7 protein-coding genes are annotated in these 5,893 nt (G+C 46.0%); 4 read left to right on the top strand and 3 right to left on the bottom strand.

Translation table 11 applies throughout. The features are described 5' to 3' along the window. Positions 1 to 300: 300 nt before the first annotated feature. From QUA24_RS26485 to QUA24_RS26495, 3 genes are all read right to left on the bottom strand, one after another. The gene (locus tag QUA24_RS26485) at positions 301 to 1,218 is read right to left on the bottom strand and encodes a glycosyltransferase family 2 protein (RefSeq protein WP_333233351.1); all 918 of its coding nucleotides are present in this window, start codon (positions 1,216 to 1,218) and stop codon (positions 301 to 303) included. An 86-nt stretch (positions 1,219 to 1,304) separates the two neighbouring features. Then, positions 1,305 to 2,135 carry a hormogonium polysaccharide biosynthesis protein HpsJ gene (gene hpsJ-B, locus QUA24_RS26490; protein WP_333056899.1) on the bottom strand — a complete coding sequence of 277 codons (831 nt, stop codon included), beginning with the start codon at positions 2,133 to 2,135 and terminating at the stop codon, positions 1,305 to 1,307. Positions 2,136 to 2,263: 128 nt separating this feature from the next. After that, complete coding sequence (locus QUA24_RS26495; RefSeq protein WP_333233353.1) at positions 2,264 to 2,590, bottom strand: hypothetical protein; 327 nt, start codon at positions 2,588 to 2,590, stop codon at positions 2,264 to 2,266. A gap of 342 nt (positions 2,591 to 2,932) precedes the next feature. Here QUA24_RS26495 and QUA24_RS26500 point away from each other — a divergent pair, with 342 nt between their 5' ends. The 4 genes from QUA24_RS26500 to QUA24_RS26515 all read left to right on the top strand — a co-directional run bounded on the left by QUA24_RS26500 (position 2,933) and on the right by QUA24_RS26515 (position 5,538). Next, on the top strand, positions 2,933 to 3,427 hold the full coding sequence (locus QUA24_RS26500) for an adenylyltransferase/cytidyltransferase family protein (RefSeq protein ID WP_333161491.1): 495 nt from the start codon (positions 2,933 to 2,935) through the stop codon (positions 3,425 to 3,427). 145 nt (positions 3,428 to 3,572) lie between these two features. Beyond that, complete coding sequence (locus tag QUA24_RS26505; RefSeq protein ID WP_333161489.1) at positions 3,573 to 4,442, top strand: STAS domain-containing protein; 870 nt, start codon at positions 3,573 to 3,575, stop codon at positions 4,440 to 4,442. 55 nt (positions 4,443 to 4,497) lie between these two features. Then, the gene (locus tag QUA24_RS26510) at positions 4,498 to 4,875 is read left to right on the top strand and encodes an STAS domain-containing protein (protein WP_333081356.1); all 378 of its coding nucleotides are present in this window, start codon (positions 4,498 to 4,500) and stop codon (positions 4,873 to 4,875) included. A gap of 264 nt (positions 4,876 to 5,139) precedes the next feature. Then, a complete protein-coding gene (locus QUA24_RS26515; protein WP_333210020.1) occupies positions 5,140 to 5,538 on the top strand; it encodes an anti-sigma regulatory factor in 399 nt (132 codons plus the stop codon). Positions 5,539 to 5,893: the final 355 nt, after the last annotated feature.

The following is a 5,893-nucleotide window of genomic DNA, read 5'->3' on the forward strand; positions in this document are numbered from 1 at the left end:
TGCTGCCTATCTTTTTTGAACACACATTGGCTCAATCCTCACCACCTCTGGGTTTCAGGCTGGTTGTCACCCCCCAGAAGGAGTTTAATATTAATTCCGGTTGCATCGGAATGATTGAACCGCAGAGTACGCAGAGATCGCAGAGGAAGAGAAGAGAGAGATGAATAATTTCGATGCACACGGAAAGGATATAATACCACTTCTAAATACTTAGGCTACCCCTCGATTTCGATCGGCGGGTAACTGCGAGGGTACAAGTTCCAAATACTACCGCTAGGCGAGCGTACCTCTTACCAATTTTTAATTTCGAGTATCGGAAGCGCCAAGATTATAAGAAACTTTTGACTGCTCAACTGTTACTACTTCCGAAATAGATTGTTCTGCTGCTACCTCTAACTTTGGCAATGGTAGATGCTTCATTTCCCAAACTTTCAGCAAAATTAGATATTCATAAAAAGCTTGCAGCGTGCACCAAGCCAATCCCGCTTGGCCGTCAAGAAATCCGCCCAGTAAAATATACATATAGAAAAAGCGCACCACAGGCCGCAAAGGCAAGCGCAAAGAAAAATCTTTCAAAGCGCGGCGCCTTTCCACCTCCGACGCGCCAAACAATAAACCCCACCAATTTACTTGACCTGCTTCTAATTGGCGGAGAGTTTCAGCCGCCTCGTCAGTCGAGTAGCGGTTGTGCTTTTCAATCCAGCGGGAAAGACCTTTGCTGCAAGTATAGTGAGGGTAAGTTTCCTTCAAAAAGTCAGTAGGCCCGTTGCAGACTTCGCGTTCAGTGTGACCGTAGTCAGTAAACCACACTCGGTCTTTGCGAAAGAGGCGCATTTGATAACGGGGATATTGAGTGCTGCGGCGAATCCAGCGCTGCATAAATATTACTTTTTCAGCTACGTAATAGCCGATATATTCTTGACTTTCGATCGCCTTTAAGCATTCAGCAAACAGTGCAGGCGTCATCCGCTCGTCAGCTTCGAGGATGTAAACCCATTCGTACTTGCACGGGACTTCTTGGAGCATCCAAGTCCGCTGGCGTCCGTGAGTTTCAAAGGGGTGCTGCACTGTTTGCACGGCATAGTTCTGAACAATCTCAAGGGTGCGATCGGTGCTGAAAGAATCAACTACAATGATATCGTCACAAAGCAGCGCCGATTCAATGCAAGCGGCGATATCAATCTCTTCGTTGTAAGTCAGAATATAAATTGAGAACATTCCCAGCTTTCAGTAAGGGCAAACTATTTGGTAAACAAACTATTTCTCAGGGATGTCTCGACCAGCGCGATCCCTGCCAGCGCTGGTCAATTTTTGCGGCGGCCGAACCGCAAAATTCCCATACTTCTCAATCCCGTCCAACCGACAGTAATGTAGCCGATCGCTAACAGCAAACTGGTGATTCCCGTCTGCAAACTCGAATTTCTCGATCGAGTTCTTAACTCTTTCTCTTTTTGTTGCTTGCGGGTGCGAATCTCGTTGCGAGCTTGAGTGGGAAGTGATTGAGCTTGCTGTTCCAAGAACTTGTCGAGGGCTTTCGGGTCATTCTTCGACTCCTGAAGCACAGCTTTCAATTCCTTGGGAACCTCTGGACTCTTGAGTGCTTCTTGCAGCTTCCCGTCGTCTTGCAGCAGCGCCCCTATCTGGGTGCGACGCTGGCTTTTGAGCTGTTCTACCTGAGCTTTAAATTGAGGGCTTTTAAGTTGTGCCTCAAGTTGACCTTCCGCTTGTCCGGCTTCTTGATCGACTTGAGCCAGAGCATCCTTGAGTTCCAAACGAGTATTGTTGAGGTGAACGGGAACCAGAGATAGGTAAACTAGACCTAACAAGCTGGAAATCAACAGCGCCCAGAATCGCAAGTCCAGCCAAACATTGCGTCGCTCAATAGAGACTCCACTGCTGCTGTCCACCCAAAAGCCAGTCATCAGGAGGGCGATACCGATCAAAGGAATAATGCCCTTGTCAACTATCTGAGTTGCAGCAGTCAACTGCCAGCCTCGATTGAGAAGGTCTGAAGTTTCTCCCGGCAGCGACAGAACAATGCAGTCAAGCAAAGCAGAGAGAATCAAGATAATCCCGACTACTTTGAGAGTTCGAGCAGCTACTGAAGAAAATTGACGGCTATTACTTGCTTTCATAATTCGTGTTAGATAATTCTACACCGTTAGATTCAAGGGGGTAGTTGAGTGGATTTTGTTGAACGAGTTTAGCTATTTTCCACCAAAATAGCTGCTTCGGATACCGAACTCGACTTTCCTCTGGGTTTTCACAGGCTGCGGTTGCGATCAAAAAGGTCGAGTTTCTGCACAGCTATATAGAGTTGGACACAGGAGGCTGTGCGCTTCTGGGTTGGCTGTAAAGCTTGGTCAAGATAGCGCCCAGACTCTGCTGCAAGCAACTGCTGGCTTCTTCTATAGTCTGACGAATCCAGCGTAAAGATGAGTTCTGCACGCTTGGGCTCGGTGCTTTTAACTAGCTTTCGCTCGCGCGGCGGTGTCAGAAATAATAGACACAGGAGGAGCGCGTTTCGTTGGGTTTCACCCCCTAGGGCTCTCACTCCCCGATCGCCTGCCCGATGCGGTGGAACTCTCATCCCTTGTCTTATAGTAATTGATATAAGAGAGGGCGGGAATAAATAATTGTTTACCAACCTTTTTAACATCCAATTACCAACAGCACGATACGGCAGTCACAAATACCCGAATAGCGGTTTTTTACTGGAAAATTCTGTTTACCATATCAGCTTCGTCGCAGGTAATTTTTACTTCTATATTCTTGCTTAAGAGTCAGACATGACTAATGCCTACTTAGTCATGTCTGACTATTAATTATTGCCAGGTTGAAGGATTTATTGTTCAATATTAAAAGTGCAAAAATTCAGTTTTTTTGGTAGGATAATTTTGCTCGCTGTTCAAATTTCGTGGTAATGACTGCAATGATTTCTAATGTTTACACGTTGAAAGAACTTGAAAAATCGCTCGCATCCGATCCGGACAAGTGGCGTCCGCTCGTGTTTACTAACGGGTGCTTCGATATCCTGCACTGCGGTCACGTCCGCTATTTGCAGGCAGCAAAAAATTTGGGGCGATCGCTCGTGGTGGGCTTGAATAGCGACGCCAGCGTGCAAGCTATCAAACCCCAGCAGCCGGGATTGCCACCCCGCCCGATCGTACCGGAAAATCAGCGAGCCGAAGTGTTGGCCGCCCTCAAACCAGTAGACGCCGTAATAATTTTTGCCGAGATTACAGCAATTAAACTGATAAATATCCTGAAGCCTGATATATACGTTAAAGGAGGCGACTATCAAGTCGAAACTCTGCCAGAAGCACCGGCTGTTATCGCCGGAGGTGGCAAGATTTCCTTAATCGAAATAGAAGTTCCGAGTTCTACGAGTGCGATCGTCAAACGCATTTTACAATTAGGTACTTAACCCTCGATCGCAAACAGCAAACAGTGAGCTAAACTCAGAAGTTGCCCCATCATCAAAAAACACGCTTGGTGCGCGCGTGCGAAGCTATCCCGTAGGGAATCGCTCGTACAACTTCATTCCAATTGCTAAGCAGGAGATAATTTTAATGGAACTCACAAGCAATAACACGATCGCGGAAATCTTACAAAGACACAAAGCAGAGTTACTAGCAGACTGGCTCAAAGAACTGCAAAATACCGGGCTGCGGCGGGACGACTTGATGAGAGCCAAAGAATTGCGCTCCGAGTGTCAAGAGTTCCTGCAATTGCTCCACATTGCAGTCGGGCACGGTAATTTTAGCGACATCCAGACACCCGAATGGGAAAATATGCGGGTGTTGCTAGCAGAAGTTTCGCGATCGCGCGTTCAGAGAGGCTTTACTCCTTCAGAGATAGCGAGTTTCATTTTATGCTTCAAAAAGCCATTGTTCGATCGGCTTTGTCATGAACTCACAGAAAACCGCGACGCACTTGTCGAACAACTTTGGCTTTCCACCAGTTTATTAGACCAGCTTGGCCTTTGGGTGACAGAAATCTTTCTCAAAGCTCGCGAAGAAGTCATCGAACGCCAGCAGCAAGAAATGCTCGAATTGTCAACACCCGTAGTCAAACTTTGGCAAGGCATTCTCGCTTTACCCATGATCGGGACTCTCGACAGTGCCCGCACTCAAATAGTAATGGAAACTCTGTTGCAGGAAATCATGGAAACCGGCTCAGAATTTGCGATTTTAGACATTACAGGCGTGCCGACTGTTGACACTTTAGTTGCTCAACATTTATTAAAAACTGTCGCCGCCGCCCGTTTAATGGGTACTGAGTGCATCATCAGTGGCATTCGTCCGCAAATAGCTCAAACCATAGTTCATTTGGGAGTTGACTTGCAGGATATTCTCACAAAAGCTACTTTAGCAGATGCTTTTAAGGTCGCGTTGCAGCGCCAAGGTTTAACTATAAAAAATCTTAAAGAGGAAAGATAAACATATTGCAGTCTGACAGGTAAACCCAAGTAAAACTTAACGAATAGGTAAATTTGTGGAACGAATACCGATTCTTCAAATGGGAGAATTTTTGCTAGTAACAATTCAGGTAGATATGCACGATCGCTTAGCAATGACGCTGCAAGATGACCTGACGAACCGCATCGTCAAAACAGGTGTCAAAGGTGTGTTAATAGAAATTTCTTCCCTCGAAATTGTTGATTCTTTTATCGGTCGGATTATCAACAATATCGCTAGTATGTCACGAATTTTAGATGCGGAGACAGTTGTAGTCGGGATGCAGCCAGCGGTTGCTATTACCCTCGTTGAGTTGGGCCTTTCCCTGACAGGAGTTCGCACAGCTTTAAGCGTTGAAAAGGGCATGATTTTGTTGCGAAAATCCTTGGGTTTGTCTCTTGACGAGCAAGCGTAAGCAGTCGATTAATTGTCCCCTGACTGAGGCACAGGCAATCACGAAACCTAGTTTGTTTGTACATACCTTGTTGACAAACTGAAGATTTCTTAGGAGAGGGCTTACGCACTCAAGGGGGTTAAATCAAGGGTTTGAGATTCCTGCACTATCTTCTCTTTTGAGAGAAAATCGTAGTAAGTGCGTAAGTCTTATTAGGAGAAACTAAGTTGATGAGTCTAAGTCCTATATTTTGGGGAGAAGTTCTATTTTGGTACAGTAGCCGCCATGTCAAAACGTGAGACACTAGAAATCCGATCGTCATCCGATATAGTCCACGTCCGACAGCAAGTGCGAACTTGGGCTGTAGCAATGGGATTCGGTTTACTAGACCAAACGAAAATCGTTACCGCAGCCAGCGAACTCGCCCGCAATACTGTAGAGTACGGCAAAGGGGGAACTGTAACTCTCGAAACACTCCAATTAGGCACCCGCAAAGGGCTACGGCTGATATTTGAAGACAAGGGCCCGGGAATTCCCGACATCGAATTGGCTATGACTGACGGTTATACTTCTAATCAGGGTTTGGGTTTGGGACTCAGTGGTTCTAAACGGTTGATGCACGAATTTGAAATTGTTTCCAAAGTGGGTAAGGGGACTAAAATTGCGATCGTCCGCTGGCGGTGAGTAAGTAATACGATTTGAGAGTTGAGATTTTAGATTACAGCATTGGGAATGAGTGAAAGCATCCAGGATACAAACCCCCGGATGAATCCGTGGGTTCAATGCTTCCATTCTTTAATCTAAAATCTAAAATCTAAAATCTAAAATCGATTGACTGAGGACGATCGGGGTTTGGAGCTTGCGTATAGTTGTATTATTTTTTAAAATTGGTATAAATAGCAACCAGCAAAGCCAAGAAGTGATTCTGGGAATGCCACACCATACCCGGAGAGGGTTGGCGTATGGAGGATTTCAGTGCGATTCGTTGAAACGTGAATCACGGTAATCAGTCCGTACATAGCGTTTCCAGCCACAAGGC

Origin of the sequence: Microcoleus sp. Pol12B5 (genome assembly GCF_036701335.1) — a bacterium.
In the GTDB taxonomy this organism is placed as follows: domain Bacteria; phylum Cyanobacteriota; class Cyanobacteriia; order Cyanobacteriales; family Microcoleaceae; genus Microcoleus.